Source organism: Pseudomonas sp. HMSC076A11 (genome assembly GCF_001810205.1).
Taxonomy (GTDB): domain Bacteria; phylum Pseudomonadota; class Gammaproteobacteria; order Pseudomonadales; family Pseudomonadaceae; genus Pseudomonas; species Pseudomonas aeruginosa.
Genome location: NZ_KV800287.1, coordinates 376,138 through 402,774 on the forward strand (window position 1 = coordinate 376,138; position 26,637 = coordinate 402,774).

The 26,637-nt window shown below is 67.7% G+C and carries 18 protein-coding genes; 10 read left to right on the forward strand and 8 right to left on the reverse strand.

Annotation, left to right across the window (positions count from 1 at the left end):
- Nucleotides 1-68: 68 nt before the first annotated feature.
- The 6 genes from HMPREF2716_RS09455 (at nucleotide 69) to prpD (ending at nucleotide 8,580) form a co-directional block, all read left to right on the forward strand.
- Nucleotides 69-791, forward strand: a complete 723-nt coding sequence (locus HMPREF2716_RS09455) for a GntR family transcriptional regulator (protein WP_003085635.1) — start codon at nucleotides 69-71, stop codon at nucleotides 789-791.
- Nucleotides 792-801: 10 nt separating this feature from the next.
- The gene (gene prpB, locus HMPREF2716_RS09460) at nucleotides 802-1,698 is read left to right on the forward strand and encodes a methylisocitrate lyase (protein ID WP_003103044.1); all 897 of its coding nucleotides are present in this window, start codon (nucleotides 802-804) and stop codon (nucleotides 1,696-1,698) included.
- 92 nt (nucleotides 1,699-1,790) lie between these two features.
- A complete protein-coding gene (prpC, locus tag HMPREF2716_RS09465; protein ID WP_003103050.1) occupies nucleotides 1,791-2,918 on the forward strand; it encodes a bifunctional 2-methylcitrate synthase/citrate synthase in 1,128 nt (375 codons plus the stop codon).
- Nucleotides 2,919-3,048: 130 nt separating this feature from the next.
- Entirely contained in the window at nucleotides 3,049-5,655 is a 2,607-nt protein-coding gene (gene acnD / locus HMPREF2716_RS09470) for a Fe/S-dependent 2-methylisocitrate dehydratase AcnD (protein ID WP_003085627.1), read from the forward strand.
- A 118-nt stretch (nucleotides 5,656-5,773) separates the two neighbouring features.
- Entirely contained in the window at nucleotides 5,774-6,961 is a 1,188-nt protein-coding gene (prpF, locus tag HMPREF2716_RS09475; protein ID WP_003103056.1) for a 2-methylaconitate cis-trans isomerase PrpF, read from the forward strand.
- Between the two features lie 134 nt (nucleotides 6,962-7,095).
- Nucleotides 7,096-8,580: a 2-methylcitrate dehydratase gene (gene prpD, locus HMPREF2716_RS09480; protein ID WP_023120831.1), complete on the forward strand. Its 1,485-nt coding sequence runs from the start codon at nucleotides 7,096-7,098 to the stop codon at nucleotides 8,578-8,580.
- Here the strand turns inward: prpD and HMPREF2716_RS09485 are convergent.
- Nucleotides 8,558-9,346 carry an AraC family transcriptional regulator gene (locus HMPREF2716_RS09485; RefSeq protein ID WP_023120832.1) on the reverse strand — a complete coding sequence of 263 codons (789 nt, stop codon included), beginning with the start codon at nucleotides 9,344-9,346 and terminating at the stop codon, nucleotides 8,558-8,560. The two genes, prpD and HMPREF2716_RS09485, sit on opposite strands and share 23 nt — an antisense overlap.
- 106 nt (nucleotides 9,347-9,452) lie before the next feature.
- On the opposite strand from HMPREF2716_RS09485, the gene HMPREF2716_RS09490 reads away from it, so the two are divergent.
- Entirely contained in the window at nucleotides 9,453-10,268 is an 816-nt protein-coding gene (locus HMPREF2716_RS09490) for a sulfite exporter TauE/SafE family protein (RefSeq protein ID WP_003085615.1), read from the forward strand.
- Nucleotides 10,269-10,393: 125 nt separating this feature from the next.
- On the opposite strand, the gene HMPREF2716_RS09495 is transcribed toward HMPREF2716_RS09490, so the two are convergent.
- The gene (locus tag HMPREF2716_RS09495) at nucleotides 10,394-11,809 is read right to left on the reverse strand and encodes an amino acid permease (RefSeq protein WP_003103066.1); all 1,416 of its coding nucleotides are present in this window, start codon (nucleotides 11,807-11,809) and stop codon (nucleotides 10,394-10,396) included.
- 430 nt (nucleotides 11,810-12,239) lie between these two features.
- Nucleotides 12,240-12,449 carry a hypothetical protein gene (locus tag HMPREF2716_RS09500; RefSeq protein ID WP_003147247.1) on the reverse strand — a complete coding sequence of 70 codons (210 nt, stop codon included), beginning with the start codon at nucleotides 12,447-12,449 and terminating at the stop codon, nucleotides 12,240-12,242.
- Between the two features lie 154 nt (nucleotides 12,450-12,603).
- On the opposite strand from HMPREF2716_RS09500, the gene HMPREF2716_RS09505 reads away from it, so the two are divergent.
- Nucleotides 12,604-15,729 (forward strand): transglycosylase domain-containing protein, encoded by a 3,126-nt coding sequence (locus HMPREF2716_RS09505; protein WP_003123023.1) that lies wholly within the window; start codon nucleotides 12,604-12,606, stop codon nucleotides 15,727-15,729.
- A 4-nt stretch (nucleotides 15,730-15,733) separates the two neighbouring features.
- Here the strand turns inward: HMPREF2716_RS09505 and HMPREF2716_RS09510 are convergent, their stop codons facing one another.
- From HMPREF2716_RS09510 to azoR1, 3 genes are read right to left on the reverse strand one after another with little or no spacing between them, the layout of a single operon-like run.
- Nucleotides 15,734-16,897, reverse strand: a complete 1,164-nt coding sequence (locus tag HMPREF2716_RS09510; protein WP_003109755.1) for an AAA family ATPase — start codon at nucleotides 16,895-16,897, stop codon at nucleotides 15,734-15,736.
- Between the two features lie 55 nt (nucleotides 16,898-16,952).
- Nucleotides 16,953-17,258, reverse strand: coding sequence for a DMT family transporter (locus HMPREF2716_RS09515; RefSeq protein ID WP_003103070.1), 306 nt, complete (start codon nucleotides 17,256-17,258; stop codon nucleotides 16,953-16,955).
- A gap of 9 nt (nucleotides 17,259-17,267) precedes the next feature.
- Nucleotides 17,268-17,906, reverse strand: a complete 639-nt coding sequence (azoR1, locus tag HMPREF2716_RS09520; RefSeq protein WP_003120774.1) for an FMN-dependent NADH-azoreductase AzoR1 — start codon at nucleotides 17,904-17,906, stop codon at nucleotides 17,268-17,270.
- A 126-nt stretch (nucleotides 17,907-18,032) separates the two neighbouring features.
- Here azoR1 and HMPREF2716_RS09525 point away from each other — a divergent pair, with 126 nt between their 5' ends.
- Nucleotides 18,033-18,962: a LysR substrate-binding domain-containing protein gene (locus tag HMPREF2716_RS09525; RefSeq protein WP_003123025.1), complete on the forward strand. Its 930-nt coding sequence runs from the start codon at nucleotides 18,033-18,035 to the stop codon at nucleotides 18,960-18,962.
- A gap of 144 nt (nucleotides 18,963-19,106) precedes the next feature.
- Here the strand turns inward: HMPREF2716_RS09525 and putP are convergent, their stop codons facing one another.
- The gene (gene putP / locus HMPREF2716_RS09530) at nucleotides 19,107-20,627 is read right to left on the reverse strand and encodes a sodium/proline symporter PutP (protein WP_031800179.1); all 1,521 of its coding nucleotides are present in this window, start codon (nucleotides 20,625-20,627) and stop codon (nucleotides 19,107-19,109) included.
- 311 nt (nucleotides 20,628-20,938) lie between these two features.
- The gene (putA, locus tag HMPREF2716_RS09535; RefSeq protein ID WP_003114187.1) at nucleotides 20,939-24,121 is read right to left on the reverse strand and encodes a bifunctional proline dehydrogenase/L-glutamate gamma-semialdehyde dehydrogenase PutA; all 3,183 of its coding nucleotides are present in this window, start codon (nucleotides 24,119-24,121) and stop codon (nucleotides 20,939-20,941) included.
- 463 nt (nucleotides 24,122-24,584) lie between these two features.
- Here putA and HMPREF2716_RS09540 point away from each other — a divergent pair.
- On the forward strand, nucleotides 24,585-26,637 hold a 2,053-nt coding region (locus tag HMPREF2716_RS09540; RefSeq protein WP_070621867.1), incomplete at its 3' end, for a TonB-dependent receptor.

The following is a 26,637-nucleotide window of genomic DNA, read 5'->3' on the forward strand; positions in this document are numbered from 1 at the left end:
GACCCCACGCAATCCAGGCGGTAGCTTTCGCAAACATTGTCGACACATCGACCCGAACAGCCAGTACCATGACCCAGAACCCGCCCCCTCTCGAGATTGCCCATGACGACGGAGAGACCTTGTCGGAACACGTCTTCCGCAAGATCCAGAGCGCCATCGTCAGCGGCGAGATCGCGCCGGGCAGCAAGATCTCCGAGCCGGAGCTGGCGCGCACCTACGGCATCAGCCGCGGCCCGCTGCGCGAGGCGATCCACCGCCTGGAAGGCCTGCGCCTGCTGGTGCGGGTGCCGCATGTCGGGGCGCGGGTGGTGTCGCTGAGCCACGCCGAGCTGATCGAGCTCTACGAGATCCGCGAGTCCCTGGAAGGCATGGCCTGCCGACTGGCCGCCGAGCGCATGAGCCAGGCCGAGATCGACGAGTTGCGCCGGGTGCTCGACACCCACGAGCGCGACGAGGCGTTCCAGGCCGGGCGCGGCTATTACCAGCAGGAAGGCGACTACGACTTCCACTACCGGATCATCCAGGGCAGCGGCAACGCCACTCTCACCCGCATGCTCTGCGGCGAGCTCTACCAACTGGTGCGGATGTACCGCATCCAGTACTCGACCACGCCGAACCGGCCGCGCCAGGCCTTCGCCGAACACCACCGCATTCTCGACGCCATCGCCGACCGTGACGGCGAACTGGCCGAGCTGCTGATGCGCCGCCACATCAGTGCGTCGCGCCGCAATATCGAGCGCCAGCTGGAACCCCAGCCGGCGAAGCTCGCCTCCGCTTCCTCCACCGTCTAAGAGGTCCGTGATGAGCCAGACGTCCCTTACCCCCGGCCAGCGCTTCCGCGAAGCCGTGGCCACCGAACACCCGCTGCAGGTGGTCGGCACCATCAACGCCAACCACGCCCTGCTGGCCAAGCGCGCCGGCTTCAAGGCCATCTACCTGTCCGGCGGCGGCGTCGCCGCCGGTTCCCTGGGCCTGCCGGACCTGGGTATCAGCGGCCTCGACGACGTGCTCACCGACGTGCGCCGGATCACCGACGTCTGCGACCTGCCGCTGCTGGTGGACGTCGACACCGGCTTCGGCTCCTCGGCGTTCAACGTCGCCCGCACGGTGAAGTCGATGATCAAGTTCGGCGCCGCCGCGATGCATATCGAGGACCAGGTCGGCGCCAAGCGCTGCGGCCATAGGCCGAACAAGGAGATCGTCTCGCAGCAGGAGATGGTCGACCGCATCAAGGCCGCCGTCGATGCCCGCAGCGACGACTCCTTCGTGATCATGGCGCGCACCGACGCGCTGGCCGTGGAAGGCCTGCAGGCCGCCATCGACCGCGCCTGCGCCTGTGTCGAGGCCGGTGCCGACATGATCTTCCCGGAAGCCATGACCGAACTGGCCATGTACAAGGAATTCGCCGCCGCGGTGAAGGTGCCGGTGCTGGCCAACATCACCGAGTTCGGCGCCACCCCGCTGTTCACCACCGACGAACTGGCCTCCGCCGACGTGTCCCTGGTGCTCTACCCGCTGTCGGCCTTCCGCGCCATGAACAAGGCGGCGGAGAACGTCTACACCGCGATCCGTCGCGACGGCACCCAGAAGAATGTGATCGATACCATGCAGACCCGCATGGAGCTGTACGATCGCATCGATTACCACAGCTTCGAGCAGAAGCTCGACGCGCTCTTCGCGCAGAAGAAGAACGCCTGAACATCGAGCCCGGCGTGCGCCTGAGCGCCGGTCCGCGAACCCCGTGAAACCGAGTTGCAGCATCCAGAAAAAGTTCAAGAAAGGAGAGAGCAATGGCTGAAGCAAAAGTACTGAGTGGCGCCGGCCTGCGTGGCCAGGTGGCCGGTCAGACAGCCCTGTCCACCGTCGGCCAGGAAGGCGCCGGCCTGACCTACCGTGGCTACGACGTCCGCGACCTGGCGGCGGCGGCGATCTTCGAGGAAGTCGCCTACCTGCTGCTCTACGGCGAACTGCCGAACAAGCAACAGCTCGACGCCTACCTGAAGAAGCTCCAGGGCCAGCGCGACCTGCCGCAGGCGCTGAAGGAAGTTCTCGAACGGATTCCCAAGGACGCCCACCCGATGGACGTGATGCGCACTGGCGCCTCGGTCCTCGGCACCCTGGAACCGGAGCTGAGCTTCGACCAGCAGCGCGACGTCGCCGACCGCCTGCTCGCCGCCTTCCCGGCGATCATGACCTACTGGTACCGCTTCACCCACGAAGGCCAGCGCATCGACTGCAACAGCGACGAGCCGACCATCGGCGGGCACTTCCTCGCCCTGCTCCACGGCAAGAAGCCCAGCGAGCTGCACGTGAAGGTGATGAACGTCTCGCTGATCCTCTACGCCGAGCATGAGTTCAACGCATCCACCTTCACCGCGCGGGTTTGCGCCTCGACCCTGTCCGACCTCTACTCCTGCGTCACCGGCGCCATCGGCTCGCTGCGCGGCCCGCTGCACGGCGGCGCCAACGAGGCGGCGATGGAACTGATCGAACGCTTCTCTTCGCCGCAGGAAGCCACCGCCGAGCTGCTGAAGATGCTCGAGCGCAAGGACAAGATCATGGGCTTCGGGCATGCCATCTACAAGGATTCCGACCCACGCAACGAAGTGATCAAGGGTTGGTCGAAGCAGCTCGCCGACGAGGTCGGCGACAAGGTCCTGTTCGCGGTTTCCGAGGCCATCGACAAGACCATGTGGGAGCAGAAGAAGCTGTTCCCCAACGCCGACTTCTACCACGCCTCGGCGTATCACTTCATGGGCATCCCGACCAAGCTGTTCACGCCGATCTTCGTCTGCTCGCGGACCAGCGGCTGGACCGCCCACGTCTTCGAACAGCGCGCCAACAACCGCATCATCCGCCCGAGCGCCGAGTACACCGGCGTCGAGCAGCGCGCGTTCGTGCCGCTGGAGCAACGCTGATCCACGCCGTCCGGCGCGCCGAACGCGAGCGCGCCGGACGGTTGCCGCACCCAGAATTCGAAAGGCCGGCGTGGGCTGCGCCACGGCGCGAGCGACACGCTTCCGAACACCCCGTGATTGAGTCCGAGCCATGAACAGCGCACACCGCAAACCGCTCCCCGGCACCCGCCTGGACTACTTCGACGCCCGCGAGGCGGTCGAGGCGATCCAGCCCGGTGCCTACGCCAAGCTGCCCTATACCTCCCGCGTGCTCGCCGAGAACCTGGTGCGCCGCTGCGACCCGGCGACCCTGGAGGCTTCGCTGCGCCAACTGGTCGAGCGCAAGCGCGACCTCGACTTCCCCTGGTACCCGGCGCGGGTGGTCTGCCATGACATCCTCGGGCAGACCGCTCTGGTCGACCTCGCCGGCCTGCGCGACGCCATCGCCGACAAGGGCGGCGATCCGGCCCAGGTCAACCCGGTGGTGCCGGTGCAACTGATCGTCGACCACTCGCTGGCGGTGGAATGCGGCGGCTACGACCCCGAGGCCTTCGCCAAGAACCGCGCCATCGAGGACCGCCGCAACGAGGACCGCTTCCACTTCATCGACTGGACCAAGCAGGCCTTCCGCAACGTCGACGTGATCCCGCCGGGCAACGGCATCATGCACCAGATCAACCTGGAGAAAATGTCGCCGGTGATCCAGGCGCGCGACGGCGTGGCCTTCCCCGATACCTGCGTGGGCACCGACAGCCATACCCCGCACGTCGACGCCCTGGGCGTGATCGCCATCGGCGTCGGCGGCCTGGAAGCGGAAAACGTGATGCTCGGCCGCGCCTCCTGGATGCGCCTGCCGGACATCGTCGGCGTCGAGCTGAGCGGCCGTCGCCAGCCGGGCATCACCGCCACCGACGTGGTGCTGGCCCTGACCGAGTTCCTGCGCAAGCAGAAGGTGGTCGGCGCCTACCTGGAGTTCTACGGCGAAGGCGCCTCCAGCCTGACCCTCGGCGACCGCGCGACCATCTCCAACATGGCTCCGGAATACGGCGCCACCGCGGCGATGTTCGCCATCGACCAGCAGACCATCGACTACCTGCGCCTCACCGGCCGCGACGACGAGCAGGTCGCCCTGGTGGAGGCCTATGCGCGCACCGCCGGACTCTGGGCCGACAGCCTGGTCGACGCCGAGTACGAGCGGGTACTGAAGTTCGACCTGTCCAGCGTGGTGCGCAACATGGCCGGCCCGTCCAATCCGCACGCCAGGGTCGCCACCAGCGAACTGGCGGCGAAAGGCATCGCCGGCAACCTCGAGCGGGCCCGCGCCGAGGAAGCCGAGGGCCTGATGCCGGACGGCGCGGTGATCATCGCCGCGATCACCAGTTGCACCAACACCAGCAACCCGCGCAACGTGATCGCCGCCGGCCTGCTGGCGCGCAACGCCGACCGCCTCGGCCTGGTCCGCAAGCCATGGGTGAAGACCTCGCTGGCACCCGGCTCCAAGGTGGTCACCGAATACCTGCGCGAAGCCGGCCTGCTGCCGCACCTGGAAGCCCTCGGCTTCGGCGTGGTGGCCTACGCCTGCACGTCTTGCAACGGCATGTCCGGCGCCCTCGACCCGGCGATCCAGCAGGAGATCGTCGAGCGCGACCTGTACGCCACCGCGGTGCTCTCCGGCAACCGCAACTTCGACGGGCGCATCCACCCCTACGCCAAGCAGGCCTTCCTCGCCTCGCCGCCGCTGGTGGTGGCCTACGCCATCGCCGGGACCATCCGCTTCGACATCGAGCGCGACGTGCTCGGCGTGGTGGACGGCAAGGAGATCCGCCTGAAGGACCTCTGGCCGAGCGACGAGGAGATCGACGCAGTGGTCAGGGCGGCGGTGAAGCCCGAGCAGTTCCGCCAGGTCTACATCCCGATGTTCGACATCACCCACGGCGAGCGCGAGAAGGTCGACCCGCTCTACGCCTGGCGCCCGACGAGCACCTACATCCGCCGCCCGCCGTACTGGGAAGGCGCCCTCGCCGGCGAACGCACCCTGCGCGGCATGCGCCCGCTGGCGGTGCTGCCGGACAACATCACCACCGACCACCTGTCGCCGTCCAACGCGATCCTCGCCGACAGCGCGGCGGGCGAATACCTGGCGAAAATGGGCCTGCCCGAGGAGGACTTCAACTCCTACGCCACCCACCGCGGCGACCACCTCACCGCACAACGCGCGACCTTCGCCAACCCGAAGCTGTTCAACGAGATGGTGCGCAACGCCGACGGCAGCGTGAAGCAGGGTTCGCTGGCGCGGGTCGAGCCGGAAGGCAAGGTGATGCGCATGTGGGAAGCCATCGAGACCTACATGGAGCGCAAGCAGCCGCTGATCATCGTCGCCGGCGCCGACTACGGGCAGGGTTCTTCGCGCGACTGGGCAGCCAAGGGCGTGCGCCTGGCCGGGGTGGAGGCGATCGTCGCCGAGGGCTTCGAGCGCATCCACCGCACCAACCTGATCGGCATGGGCGTGCTGCCGCTGGAGTTCAAGCCGGGTACCACCCGCCTGACCCTGGGGATCGACGGCAGCGAGACCTTCGACGTGCTCGGCGCTCGCCGGCCGCGCGCCGACCTGACCCTGGTCATCCACCGGCGCGACGGGGAGCGGCTCGAAGTGCCGGTGACCTGCCGCCTGGACAGCGACGAGGAAGTCTCCATCTACGAAGCCGGCGGCGTACTGCAACGCTTCGCCCAGGACTTCCTGGAGGCGGCCGGCGCCTGATGGCGCCGGCGAAACACCCTGGTAGGACGGACGACGCGTAGCGTCATCCGCCGACGACCGGCAGCGGCTGTCGAACGCAGCCGCTGCCCCTGAATTCGATTGCCGAGGACGACGACGCATGGCCCACCCACCCCAGATCCGCATCCCCGCCACCTACCTGCGCGGCGGCACCAGCAAGGGCGTGTTCTTCCGCCTGGAAGACCTGCCGGAATCCTGCCGGGTCCCCGGCGAGGCGCGCGACCGGCTGTTCATGCGGGTGATCGGCAGCCCCGACCCCTATGCCGCGCACATCGACGGGATGGGCGGCGCCACCTCCAGCACCAGCAAGTGCGTGATCCTCTCGAAGAGCAGCCAGCCGGGCCATGACGTCGACTACCTCTACGGCCAGGTCTCCATCGACAAGCCCTTCGTCGACTGGAGCGGCAACTGCGGCAACCTCTCCACCGGGGCCGGCGCCTTCGCCCTGCACGCCGGGCTGGTGGATCCAGCGCGGATACCGGAAGACGGCATCTGCGAGGTGCGCATCTGGCAGGCCAATATCGGCAAGACCATCATCGCCCACGTGCCGGTGAGCGGCGGCCAAGTCCAGGAAACCGGCGACTTCGAGCTGGACGGAGTGACCTTCCCGGCGGCCGAGATCGTGCTGGAGTTCCTCGACCCGTCCGACGACGGCGAGGACGGCGGCGCCATGTTCCCCACCGGCAACCTGGTGGACGATCTGGAGGTGCCGGGGGTCGGTACCTTCAAGGCGACCATGATCAACGCCGGGATTCCCACGGTGTTCGTCAATGCCGAGGAGATCGGCTACCGCGGCACCGAGCTGCGCGAAGAGATCAACGGAGACCCGCAGCAACTGGCGCGCTTCGAACGGATCCGCGTCGCCGGCGCCCTGCGCATGGGCCTGATCAAGACCCCCGAGGAAGCCGCGACCCGCCAGCACACGCCGAAGATCGCCTTCGTCGCCCCGCCCCGCGACTACCGCACCGCCAGCGGCAAGCTGGTGGCGGCCGGCGATATCGACCTGCTGGTCCGCGCGCTGTCCATGGGCAAGCTGCACCACGCGATGATGGGTACCGCGGCGGTGGCCATCGGCACCGCCGCAGCCATTCCCGGCACCCTGGTGAACCTCGCCGCCGGCGGCGGCGAACGCAGCGCGGTACGCTTCGGCCATCCCTCCGGCACCCTGCGAGTGGGCGCCGAGGCCAGCCAGGCGAACGGCGAATGGACGGTGACCAAGGCGATCATGAGCCGCAGCGCGCGAATCCTCATGGAAGGCTGGGTGCGCGTACCCGGCGACGCCTTCTGAACCGACCTATCCTTGCCCCGGCCTTCCGCCACCGCGAAAGGCCGGGGCGTCTTGCAGCCACGACAAGAAAAACCATCCCCGAACCAGCCTGACCCGAGAGGAAACCCACCACTTACGAACCACTGGAGTACGCGATGAGTGCCAACGTCGATCTCAACCAACGTCCCGACTACGACGCCGTCCTGCAGGACATCGCCGACTACGTGCTGGACTACCGCATCGATTCCACGGAGGCCCTGGACACCGCCCGCAACTGCCTGATGGATACCCTCGGCTGCGGCCTGCTGGCGCTGCGCTTCCCGGAATGCACCAAGCACCTCGGCCCGCTGGTCGAGGGCACCCTGGTCCCGCACGGCGCGCGGGTGCCGGGCACCTCCTTCCGGCTCGACCCGGTCAAGGCCGCCTGGGACATCGGCTGCATCGTCCGCTGGCTGGACTACAACGACACCTGGCTGGCCGCCGAGTGGGGCCATCCCTCGGACAACCTCGGCGGCATCCTCGCCGTCGCCGACCACCTCTCGCAGAAACGCCTGGCCAACGGCGAAGCGCCGCTGAGCATGCGCCAGGTACTGGAAGCGATGATCATGGCCCACGAGATCCAGGGCGTGATCGCCCTGGAGAACTCGTTCAATCGCGTCGGCCTCGACCATGTGCTGCTGGTCAAGGTCGCGTCCACCGCCGTCTGCGCCAAGCTGATGGGGGCCGACCGCGAGCAACTGCTGGCCGCCCTCTCCCACGCCTTCGTCGACGGCCAGGCCCTGCGCACCTACCGTCACGCACCGAACGCCGGCTCGCGCAAGTCCTGGGCCGCTGGCGACGCGACGAGCCGCGGCGTGCGCCTGGCGGACATCGCCTTGCGCGGCGAGATGGGCATTCCCGGCGTGCTCAGCGCGCCGCAGTGGGGTTTCTACGATGTCCTGTTCAGCCACACCAGCAAGGACCTGGCGACCAAGCCCGAGGACAAGCGGCGCTTCAGCCTCCCCCAGGGCTACGGCAGCTACGTGATGGAAAACGTGCTGTTCAAGATCAGCTTCCCCGCCGAATTCCACGCGCAGACCGCCGCCGAGGCCGCCGTGCGCCTGCATCCGCTGGTGAAGGACCGCCTGCAACGGATCAGCCGCATCGTCATCACCACCCACGAGTCGGCGATCCGCATCATTTCCAAGGTCGGCCCGCTGGCCAACCCCGCAGACCGCGACCATTGCCTGCAGTACATGACCGCCGTGCCGCTGATCTTCGGCGACCTGGTGGCCGAGCACTACGAGGACGCCTTCCACGCCGCCCACCCGCTGATCGACCGCTTGCGCGAGAAAATGGAGATCGTCGAGGAGCCGCGCTACAGCCGTGAATACCTGGAGGCGGACAAGCGCTCCATCGCCAACGCCGTGGAAGTGTTCTTCGACGACGGCAGCAGCACCGGCCAGGTCGCCGTGGAGTACCCGCTCGGCCATCGCCGCCGGCGCGCCGAAGGCATCCCGCTGCTGCAGGAGAAGTTCAAGGCCAACCTGGCCACGCGCTTCCCGCCGCAGCGCTGCCAGAGGATCTTCGACCTGTGCAGCCACCAGGCATCGCTGGAAGCCACGCCGGTGAACCGCTTCATGGACCTCCTGGCGATCTGAGCGCGCCCGCCTGGAAGGCGCTGGGCGGCTGGCCGAGGACCCGGCGGAACATGGTCGAGAAGGCTGCCGGGCTCTGGTAGCCGCAGTCCAGGGCGATGGCGGTGACCGTTTCGCCGCCGGCCAGCCGCGCCAGTGCCTGCACCACGCAGGCGCGTTGCTTCCAGGCACCGAAGCTGAGGCCGGTGTAGCGAAGGAAGGTGCGGTTGAAACTGCGCAGGCTGGTATGCAGCAACCCGGCCCAGCGTTCGGCGCTGGCGCGGATGTCGGGCTCGACGAGGAACGCCTCGCAGAGCGCCAGCCAGCGCGGCTCGGGCGGCAAGGGCACGTGCAGCGGCAGCGTCTCGGCCGCCGCCAGCTCATGGAGCAACAGCGTCGCCAACGCGCCGTCGCGACCTTCGGTGTCGTATTCCAGGGGCATGTCCACCGCCGCCAGCAACAGTTGCCGCAGCAGCGGCGACACCGCCAGCACCTGGCAGTGCGCCGGCATCGCCATGGCGCTGCCGGGCTCGATGTACAGGCTGCGGGTGCTCACCCCGAGCATTCGCACCTCGTGCTCGACGCCCGGCGGAATCCACACTGCGCGCTGTGGCGGCACCACCCAGCCGGCGTCGCCGGTACGTACCTGCATCACCCCGCTGGCACCGTACAGCAATTGCGCGCGACGATGCCGATGGCGCGGCAGCAGGTAGCCGTCGGGATAGTCGGTACCCATGGCCACCACGGCCCGGGGCGTGGCGTCGTACTGCTCGATGGAAGCGTTGCGCATGGTCGAAGCACCTGGCCGAAATGCGAATAGTATTGGCCAACCTCGCGAAGCGGGCCAGCCCCGGGACGCCTAAGCTGGCCTTCCGCTCTCGCTCCGGAAACCCGCCATGTTCTATCTCCTGCTCTTTCTCTGCGGCTGCCTCACCGGGGTCAGCGCCGTGTTGTTCGGCTTTGGCGGCGGCTTCGTGGTGGTGCCGCTGCTCTATCACCTGCTGCAACTCGGTCGCGCCGCCGACGACCCGCTGGCCCAGGCGGCCATGCAGGTCGCGGTGGCCACCTCGACCTGCGTGATGATCGTCAACGCCGCCCTCGCCACCTATCGCCACCGGCGCGCCGGCAGCCTGCTGCGCGCCTATGTCTGGCCGCTGGGCGCGTACATCGGTGTCGGCGCGGTGCTTGGCGCGGCGCTGGTCGGCCTGGCCAGCGGCGACTTCATTCGCCTGGCCTTCGTCGCCTACCTCGCCATCACCATCCTCGACTGCCTGTTGCGTCGCGGCTTCCTCAGCCGCGCCGAGGAGCGCCAGGCGCGGCCGCTGGGCGTCGGCGAGACGCGCCTGGGCGGAACGCTGATCGGTGCGATCGCCACCTTCCTCGGCGTCGGAGGCAGCGTGATGACCGTACCACTGCTGCGCCGCTGCGGGCTGAGCATGACCCAGGCGACCTCCATGGCCAACCCGCTGAGCCTGCCGGTGGCTCTTGGCGGCACCCTTACCTACCTGGTCCTGGCCGGCTACCAGGAGCAAGGCCTGGGCCGAGGCTTCGTCGGCTACATCGACCTGCTGGCCTTCGCCACCCTGGCCGGCGGCGGCTGGCTCGGCATCCGCCTGGCGACCCCGCTGATCGGGCGGATTCCCGATGCGCTGCATGCACGGGTGTACGTCGGCCTGCTGGCGGCGGTGATGCTGAGCATGCTGGCGGGCTGATGCCCCAGCCTGGGTAGGGCGAATAACGCCAACGGCGTTATCCGCCGGATGCACCGGACCGGATATCGGCGCAACGAAAAAAGGGCCTCGTCCGAGGCCCCTTTTCTTTTCCGGCGCTACACCGCTCAGGACGCCGCGCGGCTTACCGAGCCGGTGCCGGCAGGCTCCTTCGGCGCCAGGTTGAAGGCGTAGTACAGGACGGTCAGCAGCAGGATGAACGGCGGGCCGATGTAGAGGGCGATGCGGGTGTCCTCGAAGAAGGCCATCAGCACCACCACCATCACCAGGAACGCCAGCGCCAGGTAGGAACTGACCGGGTACAGCCACATGCGGTATTGCAGCTTGTCGCACTCGGCCGGGCTGAGCGTCTTGCGGAAGCGCAACTGGGCCAGCAGGATCATCGCCCAGGTCCAGATCGCGCCGAAGGTGGCGATGGAAGTCACCCAGACGAATACCTTCTCCGGCACCAGGTAGTTCAGCAACACGCCCAGCAGCAGCGCCAGGATCGACAGGATCAGCGCCCGGCGCGGTACGCCGCTGCGCGAGGCCTTGCCGAAGAAGGCCGGGGCCTGGCGATGCTGGGCCAGGCTGTAGAGCATGCGCCCGGTACTGAAGATGCCGCCATTGCAGGACGACAGTGCGGCGGTGATCACCACGAAGTTGATGATCCCGGCGGCGGTCTTGATGCCCATGCGCTCGAAGGTCATCACGAAGGGGCTACCCTGGGTGCCGATCTCGTTCCACGGATAGAGCGACATGATCACGAACAGCGAGCCGACATAGAACAGCAGGATGCGCCAGAACACCGAGTTGATCGCGCTGGGAATGGTCTTGGTCGGGTTACGCGCTTCGCCGGCGGTGAGGCCGATCATTTCCACCCCGAGGTAGGCGAACATCACCATCTGCAGCGACATCAGCACGCCCTGGATGCCATTGGGCATGAAGCCGCCGTGGGCCCAGAGGTTGGAGATGCCGGTGGCGATGCCGTCGTTGCCGAAGCCGAAGGCGATCATGCCGATGCCGACCACCACCATCGCCAGGATGGTGACGATCTTGATCAGGGCGAACCAGAACTCGAACTCGCCGAAGGCACGCACCGCGATGAGGTTGATCGTGCCCATGCTCGCCAGGGCCGCCAGGGCCCAGATCCAGCGCGGCACGTCGGGGAACCAGATACCCATGTAGACGGCGACGGCGGTGATTTCGGCGACACAGGTCACCAGCCAGAGGAACCAGTAGTTCCAGCCGGTGATGAAGCCCGCCAGCGGGCCCAGGTAGTCCTTGGCGTACTGGCTGAAGGAACCGGCCACCGGATTGTGTACCGCCATCTCGCCGAGGGCGCGCATGATCACCAGGATCGCCAGGCCGCCGAGGATGTAGGAGATCATGATGGCCGGGCCGGCCATCTGGATGGCCTTCGCCGAGCCCAGGAACAGGCCGACGCCGATACAGGCGCCGAGCGCCATCAGGCGGATGTGTCGCTCACCGAGCTCGCGCTTCAGGGAGCCGTCTTGAACCTTCTGTTCGCCGACAGACGACATGGGAACAACCTCATTTTGTTATTGAGATAGATCAGTTGCGGACTCGCTCGTGCGGTCGGGGTAGGGAAGCGGATTTCGCCAACGGCGCGGCCCCTGCGCGATACCGCACAGCGGGCGACGACGGGGCGTCATAGGTTCCAGGACTGCACACCGGAAGAGGCTGTCCGCTCTCGTGGAGCGAACGTGGGCATTGCGGGAGTCGACTACAACTGAGGTCGGGCCGGAGTTTTACACAAGATTTCAAGGCCGTCATGCCCCGCGATGGGGCAACTGGACCAAAGGCGTAAGGACCGCCAACGCTGAATGGATTCACTCCCTGGGCCGCGCGCGCGGCAGCAGGGACAGCGGCCGGCCGAGCCGGGAGTGGACGGTTTCGCGCTGGCCTTGCAGGCGCCAGCTGCGCTCGAGCAGCCGGCTGCGCTGCATGGGGTCAGCGCAGGGGTTCGCGGCAGCGGAGATCGCGGTAGGGGCCGTCGAGCCTGACCCAGCCGTCTCCCGGCGAGGTCTGCATGCAGGCGACCTGACCGTCGAGCTTGCTCTGCCATTTGTAGAAGGGCGCCGGCGCGGCCTGCGCCGCGAGGCCGGAGAAACCCGCCAGGACGACACCGACGAGAAGGGAGAAAAGTGTGCGCATCGACATTCCGGACCCGAAACACAAGGAACTCAGACAGACACTCTAACCCCTGCGCCACGCCGCTCCAATCCTCGGTCGTCCGATTGCCGCCGGGGAGATTTTCCTTGCACGAATGACAGCAGGGTTGCAGCGGGACAACTAGACTTCCCCCCAGGTGCGGATGAATTGCGCAGCTACAGGCGGTGCGAGCATGGGTGCATCAGAACGATCCACGAACGACCCTTCCGAGCTGCAACCCTGCAGTCTCCCTGCCTCCGCTTCTCCTCGAAAAAGCCGTCTCCGCCAACGCCTGATGCTGATCGGCTTCGCCTTGCCGATCCTCGCCGCGGTGGGCATCGTGGTACTTCACGAAGCGCACACCTCGCGGCTGCAGGCACGCGAGCTGGCACGCTATGCCGCGACCCTGGACTACGAGGTGCGCCAGGGTCCCAGCGAGGCCATCCTGTTCCCGGCGGACGGCCCCTTCGACCGCCGCCTCGGCTACCAGTTGCTGCCTTCGTTCATGCAGCGCCTGTACGACCGCGACTACGCCATCACCCGCCAGGCGCACTTCTCCCCGGCACTGATGCGCTACGCCGAACACCGGCTGTTCCCGCCCTACGCGGAAAAGGCCCAGGCCGGGCTGGACATCGCCGATTGCCGCGGCGTGCCGATCTACGACTTCCGCTATCCGCAACGGCGCTACGCGAACTTCGCCAGCCTGCCACCGCTGGTGGTGCAGAGCCTGCTGTTCATCGAGAACCGCGACCTGCTCGATCACGAACGCCCCTACCTCAACCCGGCGGTGGACTGGGGTCGCTTCACCCAAGCGGCGCTGTCGCAGGTCGGCAAGATGCTCGGCTTCAGCGCGCACTCCTCCGGCGGCAGCACCCTGGCGACCCAGATCGAGAAATACCGCCACTCTGCCGAAGGGCGCACCGGCAGCATCGGCGACAAGCTGCGGCAGATGCTCTCGGCCAGCGTACGCAGCTATCGCGAAGGCCCGGCCAACTTCGCCGCGCGCCAGGACATCGTGCTCACCTACCTCAACTCGGTGCCGCTGTCGGCGGCGCCGGGCTACGGCGAGGTCACCGGCCTGGCCGATGGCCTGTGGGTCTGGTACGGCGCCGACTACCGGCAGGTCGGCGAGGCACTCGACGGCAAGGCCGGACTGGCCGCCCAGGGCCTGGCCCTGCGCCAGGTGCTGGCGCTGATGATCGCCCACCGCCGGCCTTCCTTCTATCTGGCGCCGCGCGGCCGCGACGAGCTGGACCGGATGACCGACAGCCACCTGCGGGTCCTGACCCAGGCCGGCGTCATCGAGGCGCCGTTACGCGATGCGGCGCTGGCGCAGAAGCTGGCGTTCCGCGACCCACGCAGCCAGCCGACGGTGCAACCGCTGCCGACCAACAAGGGCGTGACCCTGGCTCGCACCCGCCTGGCCGGGATGCTCGGCGTGCCACTGTACGACCTCGACCGTCTCGACCTGCGGGCCAATACCACCCTCCAGCACGAGTTGCAGGAAAGCGTCACCGCCTACTTGCAGAAACTCGCCGACCCGGACTACGCCGCCCAGCTCGGGCTGATCGGCGAACGCCTGCTGACCCCGACCTCGACCCGCTCGGTACGCTACAGCTTCACCCTGTTCGAACGTACGCCGAGCGGCAACCAGGTGCGGGTGCAGACCGACAACACCGACCAGCCCTTCGACATCAACGAAGGCAGCAAGCTGGAGTTGGGCTCCACCGCCAAGCTACGGGTGCTGGCCAGCTACCTGGAGACCGTCGCGCAGATCCACCGCGACTATGGCGGCATGAGCGTCGCCGAGCTGCGTAAGGTGGAAGTGGAGCCGCTCGATTTCATCCTCCGCTGGGGCATCGACTACCTGGTCGCCAGCCGCGACCGCGATCTTTCCGCGATGCTCCAGGCGGCCATGGAACGGCGCTATTCGGCCAGCCCCTACGAGAGCTTCTTCACCGGCGGCGGGCTGCACACCTTCAACAACTTCCGCAAGGAAGACAACGGCCGCCGGCCGATGCTGCTGGAAGCCCTGCGCGAATCGATCAACCTGCCCTTCGTGCGCCTGCTGCGCGACCTGATCCGCCACGATATCTACCAGAACGCCGGGAGCAAGGTGCAGTTGCTGGCCGACGACAAGGACCCGCGCCGCGCCGACTACCTCGACCGTTTCGTCGACAAGGAAAGCCAGGTCTACCTGCGCCGCTTCTGGGTCAAGTACCGCGACAAGGACGCCAACCAGCGCCTGGAGACCTTCCTCGACGGCCTGCGTCCCTGGCCGGTGCGGCTGGCCGCGATCCACCGCTACCTGCAGCCACAGGCCGACCTGGCGAGCTTCAGCGCCTTCCTCCGCGAACGCCTGCCCCGCGGCAGCCTGACTGACAAGCGCGCCGCCGAGCTGTACGAGCGCTACGGCCCGGGCAAGTTCAACCTCAACGACCAGGGCTACGTCGCCCGCGTGCACCCGCTGGAGCTATGGCTGCTCGGCTATCTGCAGAAGCAGCCGCAGGCGACCTTCGGCGAGGCGGTGGCGGCCAGCGGCGCCGAGCGCAAGGAGGTCTACGGCTGGCTGTTCAAGTCGCGGCACAAGAACGCCCGCGACAAGCGCATCCGCATCCTGCTGGAGGTGGAGGCCTTCCTCGACCTGCACCAGCAATGGAAGAAACTCGGCTATCCCTTCGATCACCTGGTGCCCTCCTACGCCACCGCCCTGGGCAGCTCCGGCGACCGCCCGGCGGCGCTGGCCGAACTGATGGGGATCATCGTCAACGATGGCGTGCGCATGCCGACCCTGCGCCTGGAGCACCTCGACTTCGCCCTGGGTACGCCCTACGAGACGCGCTTCGCCCCGGAAGCCACCCTCGGCCAGCGGGTGATGACCTCGGAGGTCGCCACGACCCTGCGCAACGCGCTGTCCCAGGTGGTCGACGCCGGCACCGCGCGGCGCCTGCAAGGCACCTTCAGCCGTCCGGACGGCGCGCCACTGGTGATGGGCGGCAAGACCGGCACCGGCGACAACCGCCTGCAGACCTTCAGCGCCGGCGGCCACGTGCGCAGTTCGAAGGCACTGAACCGCACCGCCACTTTCGTCTTCTACATCGGCCCGCGGCACTTCGGTACCCTCACCGCCTACGTCGACGGCAGCGAGTCGAGCCAGTTCAAGTTCACCTCGGCCCTGCCAGTGCAGGTACTCAAGGGCATGGCACCGCTCCTCAGGGACTACCTCGACCCACGCACCGCCACCCGCTGCCAGGTACCGTTGTCGCCGCAACAGATCGGCCGCCTGTAGCGGTTCAGCGCACCGGCCAGTACCAGGCCGGCCGGTCCAGCTCGCGCAGCCCCTGGATGCGGGTCTCGCCGAAGTCCTTCTCCAGCCCCAGCGAATGGCATTCCGGGTGCTCTTCGAGCGTCGCGACAAGCCGCGCGGCGTGCGACACCACCAGCACCTGGGAGTGCTGCGCGGCCTGGCCGACCAGGCGCCCGAGGGCCGGCAGCAGGTCGGGATGCAGGCTGGTTTCCGGTTCGTTGAGCACCAGCAGCGCCGGCGGCCGCGGCGACAACAGGGCGGCGATCCACAGCAGGTAGCGCAGGGTGCCGTCCGACAGCTCCGCGGTGCGCAGCGGCCGCAGCAGGCCGGGCTGCTCGATCAGCACTTCGAAGCGCCCTCCCGGGTTGTCGATGTGCAGGCGGCTGCCGGGAAAGGCATCGTCCACCGCCTCGTCCAGCGCCGCCGCATCACCGATCTCGCGGATGGTCTGCAGGGCCGCGGCCAGGTCGGCGCCGTCGGCGCCCAGCACCGGCGTATGGGTGCCGATCTGCGGCCGCCGCGCCGGTGCCTCGGCGTCGCTGCGGAAATGGTCGTAGAAGCGCCAGGAGCGGATCCGCTCGCGCAGGCCGAGCAGTTCCGGCACCTGTCGCGGGTCCACCGCCGCGCCCAGCATGCTGTCGAAGGTGGCGAGGTGCTGCGCCGCCACTTCCCAGCGACCGCCGCCGCCGCGTGCGCGCAACAACGGCCCGCGACGGTCGACGAGGACATTGGCCGGGCGCAGGAACGGGCCGGCCCAGATGCATTCGCGCTTGATCACCGGGTCGAGACCGAACTTGCTCTGGCTTGGCTCCGGCAGGCCGAGGTCGATGCAATAACCGAAATCCTCCCCGGCGAAGCCCAGGCGCAGGTTCACCGACTGCCGGCGCACGCTGCCTTCGATCGGCTGGGCGCCACTGCGCATGGCCCGGCTGATGTCCTCCGGTCCCGCCCACAGGGTCGATGGCAGGCCGCCCTCGCGCGCCAGCGACGGGATCACTTCGCCGCGCGCGCTGTCCGCCAGCAGGCGCAAGGCCCGGTAGACGTTGGACTTGCCGGCGCCGTTGGCGCCGGTGATCAGGTTCAGGCGCCGCAGCGGCATCACCAGGTCGCGCAGGGTGCGGTAGTTGGACACCGCCAGGGTGGTCAGCATGGCTGCTCTCGAAGGAACGGAAACGCGGCCGATTGTAGGCCAAATGCCGCATCGCTTACTTGAGCCCGGCTACCCCGGCGACGATCAACCCGACAGAAACCAGCTTCACCGCCGTCAGGCTCTCGCCAAGCAGCAGGACGCCGAGGAACACCGTGCCCAGCGAGCCGATCGCGGTCCAGATCGGATAGGCGACGCTGACCGGCAATTCGCGCAGCGCCAGGGTCAGGAAATAGATCCCGCCGATCGCCGCGACCACCGTCAGCAGCGACGGCCAGAGTCTGCCGAAGCCGTTGGAGAACTTCATGCCCATGGCGAAGGCGACCTCGAAGGCCGCCGCCACCAGCAGATGGAACCAGGCCATGGCGGCTCCTCAGGCCGACCGCGCCAGCGCCAGCAGACGCTGTTCCGCCTCGGCGCAGGAGTCCTCGAAGGACCTGCCGCCGGATTCCTCGCCTTCCGCCGCGACCACCGTGACCTCGTCGATGCCGATGAAACCCAGCGCGGTGCGCAACCAGGGATCGGCGTGGTTCATCGCCTGGTTCTCGCCGCCCGGGCCGAAGCCATGGCCACCGCGACTGGTGACGATCAGCGCACGCTTGCCACGCAGCAGCGGCCGGTACTGGGCGACGCCATTGTCGAGGACGAAATCGAAGGTCACCCCGAGGCGCACGATCTGGTCGATCCAGGCCTTCAGGCCGCTGGGCACGCTGAAGTTGTACATCGGCGTGGAGATCACCAGTAGGTCGCTGTCGAACAGTTCGCCGACCAGTTGGTCGCTCAGCGCCAGGTCGGCCTGCATCGCCAGCGAACGCTGTTCCGGCTGGGGATGGAAGGCGGCGGCGACGAAGGCCTCGGTGACCGCCGGAAGCGGTACCCGGCCGACTTCGCGGCGAGCCACGCGGGCCTGCGGATGGGCTTCGCGATAGGCCGCCAGGAAAACCTCGGCGAGACGCCGGGACTGCGAGCGCTCGCCTCGCGGACTGGCATGCACCGCAAGAATTCTACTCATCTGTATCTCCTTGGATTCGGCTAGACTCGAATGGCCTCAAGGCCCTTCTCCTGGAGCCAGAAATTATTGGCAGCGGGGGTTCCCGACAAATGAGCAATAGTTGTTCATGGTGAATTCAGTTCACCCATGGAGATTCCAATGTTCGCTTCCCTGCCGCTGACCGCGTTGCGCACCTTCGAATCGGCGGCCCGCCAGTCGAGCTTCAAGGCCGCCGCCGAGGAGCTTGCGGTAACGCCAACCGCGGTTTCCCACCAGATCCGTTCGCTGGAAGCCTGGCTCGGCGTTCCGCTGTTCCAGCGCCTGCCACGGAAAGTGCGCCTGACCGACTGCGGCGAACGGCTGTTCCGCAGCCTGCACGGGGCCCTGCTGGAAATTTCGCAGAGCGTCGACACGCTGCGTCCGCAGCGCAGCGTAGGCAACCTGACGGTCTCCACCACCCCGGCCTTCGCCGCCCTCTGGCTGGTGCCGCGTCTCGGCCGCTTCTACGCCGCGCACCCGCAGATCAACCTGCGCCTGGACACCAACTGCGAAGTCCTCGACCTGCACCAGGACGCCAGCATCGACCTGGTGATCCGCTACAGCCTCGACGACCATCCGAACTTCTACGGTCTCTGCCTGTTCGACGAATGCTTCGCGGTCTACGGCTCGCCGGCCCAGGTCGCCCTGGCCGCAGAACGGCAGCCGACCCTGATCAGCGTGCGCTGGCACAACTCCAGGCTCTACGCCCACGGCTGGGAGGCCTGGTGCGCGCAGGCCGGCGAAGACTGGATGGAGGGCCAGCCGGTGATCCGCCAGTACGACGAGGAGCACTATGCCCTGCAGGCGGCCATCGCCGGCCAGGGACTGGTGCTGGCCAGTTCGATCCTGGTTTCGGAAAGCGTCGCCAGCGGCCTGCTGCAACCCTACAGAGCGGATATCAGTGTCGACGGCGCCGGCTACAGCGCGCTATGCGTGCCCGGACGGGAACGTCATCCGCCGGTGAAGGCATTCTTCGAATGGCTGAGGCTGGAGGCACGACAGTCGGGGCACGCTTGCCGGCTGGAGCGGGACGCCTGAGCGGCGCGGCGGGACAGGGACAACGCGGCTGCCGTTATCCGTCCTGCGCGGAGAGGCGCAGCAGTCGCCGGAAAAAACGACGGCCCGCACCTTGCGGGGCGGGCCGTCTCCATGCGCGGGCGCTTTACCCGCCCGCAGGCTCGATCAGCGCTGGGTTACCGGAGCGGCGGAACCCTGGTACGCCTCGCGGTACTCCTGCTCCGCATCGTCGAAGCGCTTGAGCATGCTCGTCGAAGGCGCCTTGCCGAGCAGGCTGAAGACGACGATGGCGACGCTGGCGAAGAGGAAGCCGGGGATGATCTCGTACAGGCCGGTCCAGCCCAACAGGTTCTTCCACAGGATCACCGTCGCCGCGCCGACGATCATGCCGGCCAGCGCGCCGTTGCGGGTCATCCGCTTCCACAGCAGGGAGAACAGCACCAGCGGGCCGAAGGCGGCGCCGAAGCCGGCCCAGGCATAGGACACCAGGCCGAGCACGCGGTTTTCCGGGTTGGAGGCCAGCCAGATGGCGATCACCGCCACCAGCAGCACCATGGCGCGACCGACCCAGACCAGTTCCAGCTGGCTGGCGCCCTTGCGCAGGAAGGCCTTGTAGAAGTCCTCGGTGAGCGCCGAGGAGCAGACCAGCAGCTGGCAGCTCAGGGTGCTCATGACCGCGGCGAGGATGGCGGACAGCAACACGCCGGCGATCCACGGGTTGAACAGGATCTTGGCCAGCTCGATGAATACCCGCTCGGGGTTCTCGCTGACCGCGCCGGCCTGCTCCGGATGCGCCTGGAAGTAGGCGATGCCGAAGAAGCCCACGGCCACGGCGCCACCGAGGCAGAGGATCATCCAGGTCATGGAGATGCGGCGCGCGGCAGGGATCGATTTCACCGAGTCGGCGGCCATGAAGCGCGCCAGGATGTGCGGCTGGCCGAAGTAGCCCAGGCCCCAGGCCATCAGCGAGATCACGCCGATGAAGGAGGCGCCCTTGAGCATGTCGAAGCTGGTCGCGTCCTTCAGCTCGATGGCGGTGAAGGTCGGCTCGACGCCGCCGGTGGCGAGCATCACGATCACCGGGGTGAGGATCAGCGCGAAGATCATCAGCGAGGCCTGCACGGTGTCGGTCCAGCTCACCGCGAGGAAGCCACCGATGAAGGTGTAGGCGATGGTCGCCGCGGCACCGGCCCACAGCGCGGTCTCGTAGGAGAGGCCGAAGGTGCTCTCGAACAGGCGCGCACCGGCGACGATGCCGGAAGCGCAGTAGATGGTGAAGAACACCAGGATCACCAGGGCCGAGAAGATCCGCAGCAGGCGGCTGTTGTCCTCGAAGCGGTTGGTGAAGTAGTCGGGCAGGGTCAGCGCGTTGCCGTTGTGCTCGGTCTGCACCCGCAGGCGGCCAGCGACGAACAGCCAGTTGAGGTAGGCGCCGACGATCAGGCCGATGGCGATCCAGCTTTCGGACAGGCCGGACAGGTACACCGCGCCGGGCAGGCCCATCAGCAGCCAGCCGCTCATGTCGGAGGCGCCGGCGGACAGCGCCGTGACGAAGCTGCCGAGGCTGCGGCCACCGAGGATGTAGTCGGAGAAGTTGTTGGTGGAGCGATATGCCGCCAGGCCGATCAGGACCATGGCCGCGATGTAGATCACGAAGGTGATCAGCGTGGGCGTATTGACACTCATAGGGACTCCCCTATTGCTTGTTTTTATCCGGGCCCTTGCGTGTGCAAGCAACGGGTAGCGGGCCCTTGGTTGGCAGAATGGCGCTTGTGGCGTCACTCCGTGAGCGCTTGCCGGAGCAAGCCGGAAACGTGGGTGGCCTCAAACGAGTCCGAACAGGCCCACGCCTCACGATCCCTCCCCTGTCGGGCAGGGAAAATCGTCCTTTATGGTCCGTTCCGGGCACGCACCGGAACGGCGGTCATTTCCCTCGGCGTTCGCTGCGGCGAACCCCGGAAACCGACCCGGGCGCCAAGGCGCCCGGGAACGGAGTATCACTCGGCGTCGGCCAGCGACAGCAGCGACGCGTTGCCGCCCACCGCGGTGGTGTTCACCGACGTGGTGCGCTCGCTGACGAAACGCAGCAGGTAGTTCGGCCCGCCGGCCTTGGGACCGGTGCCGGACAGCCCGTGGCCGCCGAACGGTTGCACGCCCACCACCGCGCCGATCTGGTTGCGGTTGATGTAGAGGTTGCCGACCCGCGCCAGCTCTTCGATGCGACGGGCGGTTTCCTCGTTGCGGCTATGGACCCCCATGGTCAGGCCGAAACCGGTGGCGTTGATCGCCTGCACGACCTTTTCCAGGTCCTGCGCGGCATAACGCACCACGTGCAGCACCGGGCCGAAGTTCTCTTTCTTCAGCTCGTCGATGCCGCTGATCTCGAACGCGACGGGAGCGACGAAGTGACCGTTCAGGTTGCCCGGCACCTTGGTCTCGGCGATCAGCTTGCCGGCGGCCTTCAGCGCGGCGATGTGCTGCTCCAGGCCGGCCTTGGCCTCGGCGTCGATCACCGGGCCGACGTCGCTGACGCGCACCTCGGTCGGGCCGACCTTCAGCTCGGCCATGGCGCCCTTGAGCAACTCGATCACCCGCTCGGCGATGTCCTGCTGCACGTACATCACGCGCAGCGCGGAGCAGCGCTGGCCGGCGCTGGTGAACGCGGATTGTACCGCATCCTTGATCACCTGTTCCGGCAAAGCGGTGGAATCGACGATCATCGCGTTCTGCCCGCCGGTCTCGGCGATCAGGGTGGCGATGGCACCGGGCTTCTCGGCCAGTTGGCGGTTGATGATGCGGGCGGTGTCGGTGGAGCCGGTGAAGGCCACCCCGGCGACCCGCGCGTCACGGCAGAACACGCCGCCGAGGGTGGCGCCGTCGCCCGGCAGCAGGGCGATAACGTCCTTCGGCAGGCCGGCTTCGAACATCAGTTCGACGGTGCGCGCGGCGATCAGGCTGGTCTGCTCGGCCGGCTTGGCCAGCACGGTGTTGCCGGCCACCAGCGCGGCACTGATCTGGCCGAGGAAGATCGCCAGCGGGAAGTTCCACGGGCTGACGCAGGCGAAGATGCCGCGGCCTTCGTAGAACAGCTCGTTGCGCTCGCCGGTCGGGCCGCGCAGTTCCTCGCGGACCAGGCGCTGGCGGGCCTGCTGGGCGTAGTAGCGGCAGAAGTCGACCGCCTCGCGGATCTCGTCGATACCGTCCTGCAACGACTTGCCGGCTTCCAGGGTGCACAGCGCCATCAGCTCGCCGCGCTGGGCTTCCAGCAGGTCGGCGAGACGCTCGAGGATGCCGGCACGCTCGTCCACCGGGGTGGCGCTCCAGCGCGGCCAGGCCGCCTGCAACACGTCGAGGGCCTTGCCGGCCTGCTCGGCGGACGCGTACTGGACGCTGCCGACCAGCCTCTCCAGGTCGTACGGGCAACGCACTTCGTGGGCCGGGCCGGAGAGCTTCTCGCCGTTGACGATCGGCGCGGCTTGCCACTGGCGGGTCAGGTGCGGCTTGTAGGCGAGCTCCAGCTCGTTCCACTGGTTCTGGATGTTCATGTTGATGCCCTGGGAGTTTTTCCGCCCGGCGCCGAAGATCGCCTGGGGCAGAGGGATACGGTCGTTGGCCAGCGTCTTGAACTGGCGCAGTTGGGTAACCGGGTGCTGGATCAGCGTCTCCACCGGCACGCGCGGGTCCACCAGCTTGTGCACGAAGGAAGAGTTGGCGCCGTTCTCCAGCAGGCGGCGGACCAGGTACGGCAGCAGGTCCTTGTGCGCGCCGACCGGGGCGTAGATGCGCACGTTGCGGCGGTACTTCTCGATCACCGTGTCGTACAGCGCGTCGCCCATGCCGTGCAGGCGCTGGAACTCGAAGTCGCGCTCCTCGCCGCCGGCGGCCCTGGCTTCGTCGGCCAGGGCGAGGATGGCGGTCACGGTGTGGGCGTTGTGGCTGGCGAACTGCGGGTAGATCACCCCGCGGGTGTGCTCGCTGAGCAGGTAGCGGGCGCAGGCCAGGTAGGAAGTGTCGGTGCCTTCCTTGCGGGTGTAGACGGGGTAGCCATCGGCGCCCTGCACCTGGCACTGCTTGATCTCGCTGTCCCAGTAGGCACCCTTCACCAGGCGCAGCGGGATGCGTGCGCCAAGCTCGCGGCCGAGCAGGGTCAGCCATACCAGCACCGGCAGGCAGCGCTTGGAGTAGGCCTGGATGACCAGGCCGAACTCGCCCCAGCCGGCGATGGCCGGGTCGCGCATCAGCTTCTCGTAGAGTTCGAGGGACAGCTCCAGGCGATCGGCTTCCTCGGCGTCGATGGTGATGCCGACGTTCAGCTTGCGCGCGCGCACCGCCAGTTCCAGGACATTGGCGAACAGCTCGCTGAGCACCCGCTCGCGCTGCGCCACTTCGTAGCGCGGATGCAGCGCCGAGAGCTTGATCGAGATCGACGGCCGCGGCCCCGGACCGACCTGCGGCTCGGCGCCGACGGTGTCGATGGCCTGGCGGTAGTCGGCCATGTATTTCTCGGCGTCGGCGGCGGTCAGCGCGGCCTCGCCGAGCATGTCGAAGGAATAGGTGTAGCCCTGCTCGCGGCATGGACGACCGTTCTTCAGCGCTTCGGAGATGGTCCGGCCAAGCACGAACTGCTTGCCCATCAGCTTCATCGCCTGGTTCATCGCGGCGCGGATCACCGGTTCGCCGGAGCGCTGCACCAGCCGGCTGATGACGCTCGGGGCGCGGCCGTCGGTGCGTTCGTCGATGTTCACCACCTTGCCGGTCATCACCAGGCCCCAGGCGGCGAAATTGACCAGAACGTTGTCGCTCTGGCCGAGATGGCGCTGCCAGTCGGCGGCGGACAGCTTGTCGCGGATCAGCGCGTCGGCGGTCGCCGCGTCAGGCACACGCAACAGCGCCTCGGCCAGACACATCAGCATCAGGCCTTCCTGGGTGTCCAGGCTGTATTGGCGCAGGAGTGCGTCGAGGGTATCGACGGCGTTGTCCCGGCTGCGCACGGTTTCGATCAGTGCGCGGGCGTTGCGGCGGATAGCCTCGATGCCGTCGGGACCGGGGTCGGCGAGCTGCAGCAGTTCGCCCAGGTAGGCTTCCTCGTCGACCGCGTAGTTGGCGCTGATGACAGGGAAGAATTCGGCTGCGGACCGGGTCTGGTCCTCGCCCTGCAAGACGTGACTGGCTTTGAACATCACGCCCTCCTCTTGTGGAGCCATTGTTATTGAAAGAAGTCCGGCCAGGCGTCCATTGCCCGGGGCACCGCCGCCGGCGGGTTGTGCCGGCGGCGCGGCACGTCCTGTGGCGCGGGAATACGGATCAGTATGGGTCAGGCCCATTCCGCCGGCGCGAGGCACCAGCGGATAGCGGAATGTAGTGGCTGCGAGAGGGGCGATTCTTGCGAAAGACTCTGGAGTTTTTGCGGAAAACTCCTGGCTGCGGAACTTTCCCGTTCCTCTTCGCCGGCAGGCATGCGGACATTGCCGCTGCACGTCGGCACGACGCCATGCAGAGTGGCTACGCGGGTCTACCGACACAAAAAGAAATAATATAACATCCCAATAAATACGCCGATCCGACCCCGTCGCCCTTCCTCCGGGAAGGGCCTGGGTTCGCTTTGGCCTGAAAAAAGTCCGACCCATGACCATGGAGCCCGCAATGTCCTCTTCCGGCCTTTTCCCTTCCCGTCCGCTCTGGCCTCTCACGCCACTGGCGCTGGCCTGCCTGATTGTTTCGGGGGAAACGCTCGGCGCCGACGGCCGCCCCAGCGAATTGCCCTCCCAGGTGATCACCGCCAACCCGCTGGGCAACGAATCTCCCGCCACGCCCAGCAGCGTGCTCGAAGGCGACGAGCTGACCCTGCGACAGAAAGGCAGCCTCGGCGAAACCCTCAACGGCCTGCCCGGGGTGTCCTCCACCTACTTCGGACCGGGCGCCAGCCGACCGGTGATCCGCGGCATGGACGGTGATCGCATCCGCCTGCTGCGCAACGGCGTCGGTGCGCTCGACGCCTCGTCGCTGTCCTACGACCACGCGGTGCCGGAAGACCCCAACAGCGTCGAGCGCCTGGAAGTGGTACGCGGCCCGGCCGCCCTGCTCTACGGCGGCAATGCCATCGGCGGGGTGGTGAACAGCTTCGACAACCGCATCCCCAGCGAACCCGTCGACGGCATCCACGGCAGCGGCGAACTGCGCTACGGCGGCGCCGACACCACCCGTAGCCGCTCCGGCGCACTGGAGGCCGGCGACGGCAACTTCGCCCTGCACGTGGACGCCGCCAGCCGCGAGTTCAACGACATCAGGATTCCCGGCTACGCCCATTCCAGCCGCCAGCGGCAGATCGACGGCGACACCGGCAAGCATCGGGTGCAGAACAGCGACGGCCGCCAGGACGGCGGCGCCGTCGGTGGCTCCTATCACTGGGAGCACGGTTACGCCGGCCTCTCCTACAGCGGCTACGACAGCAACTATGGCTCGCCGGCCGAGGACGACGTGCGCCTGAAGATGCAGCAGGACCGCTACGCCTTCGCCTCCGAGATCCGCGACCTCGAAGGCCCGTTCACCTCGCTGAAGCTGGACGCCGCCTATACCAAGTACGAGCACAAGGAAATCGAGGACGGCGAGACCGGCACCACCTTCAAGAACGAAGGCTACGAAGGCCGCATCGAGGCCCGCCACCGCCCGCTCGGCCCGCTGAACGGGGTGGTCGGCGCGCAGTTCGCCAACAGCCGCTTCTCCGCCCTCGGCGAGGAAGCCTTCGTGCCGCACACGGAAACCGACAGCGCCGCGCTGTTCGCCCTGGAGGAATGGAAGCTCAGCGACCGCCTCGACCTCAGCTTCGGCGCCCGCCTGGAGCACACCCGCGTGGACCCCGACGCCAAGGGCAACGAGCGCTTCGCCGAGAACGACGGTTCACAGAGCTTCACCACCGGCAGCCTGTCCACCGGCGCGGTGTACAAGCTGACGCCGATCTGGTCGCTGGCCGCCACCCTCAGCTACACCGAGCGCGCCCCGACCTTCTACGAGCTGTACGCCAACGGTCCGCACGCCGCCACCGGCACCTACGAGGTAGGCGATGCCGACGCGGACAAGGAAAAGGCGGTCTCCACCGACCTCGCCCTGCGCTTCGACAACGGCGTGCACAAGGGCAGCGTCGGGGTGTTCTACAGCCGCTTCTCCAACTACATCGGCCTGCTCGCCAGCGGTCGCCATCGCAACGAGGAAGGCGAAGTGGTCGCCGCCGGCGATGACGAGGCGCTGCCGGAATACCTCTACAGCGGCGTTCGCGCGGACTTCTACGGCGTCGAGGCGCAGGACCGCATCCACCTGCTGGAAAGCCCGTACGGCAACTTCGACCTGGAACTCTCCGGGGACTACACCCGCGCCAAGAACAAGGACACCGGCGAACCGCTGCCACGCATCGCCCCGCTGCGCCTGAACACCGCGCTGATCTGGGAGTTGCAGCAGTGGCAGGCGCGGGTCGACGTCGAACACGCCGCCTCGCAGCACCGCGTGCCGGAGGAAGAACTCTCCACCGACGGCTACACCACCCTCGGCGCCAGCCTCGGCTACAACTTCGACCTCGGCGAGAGCCGCTGGCTGGCCTTCGTCAAGGGCACCAACCTGACCAACCAGACCGTGCGCTACGCCAGTTCGATCCTGCGCGACCGGGTGCCGGCGGCGGGACGCGGCATCGAGGCGGGGGTGAAGG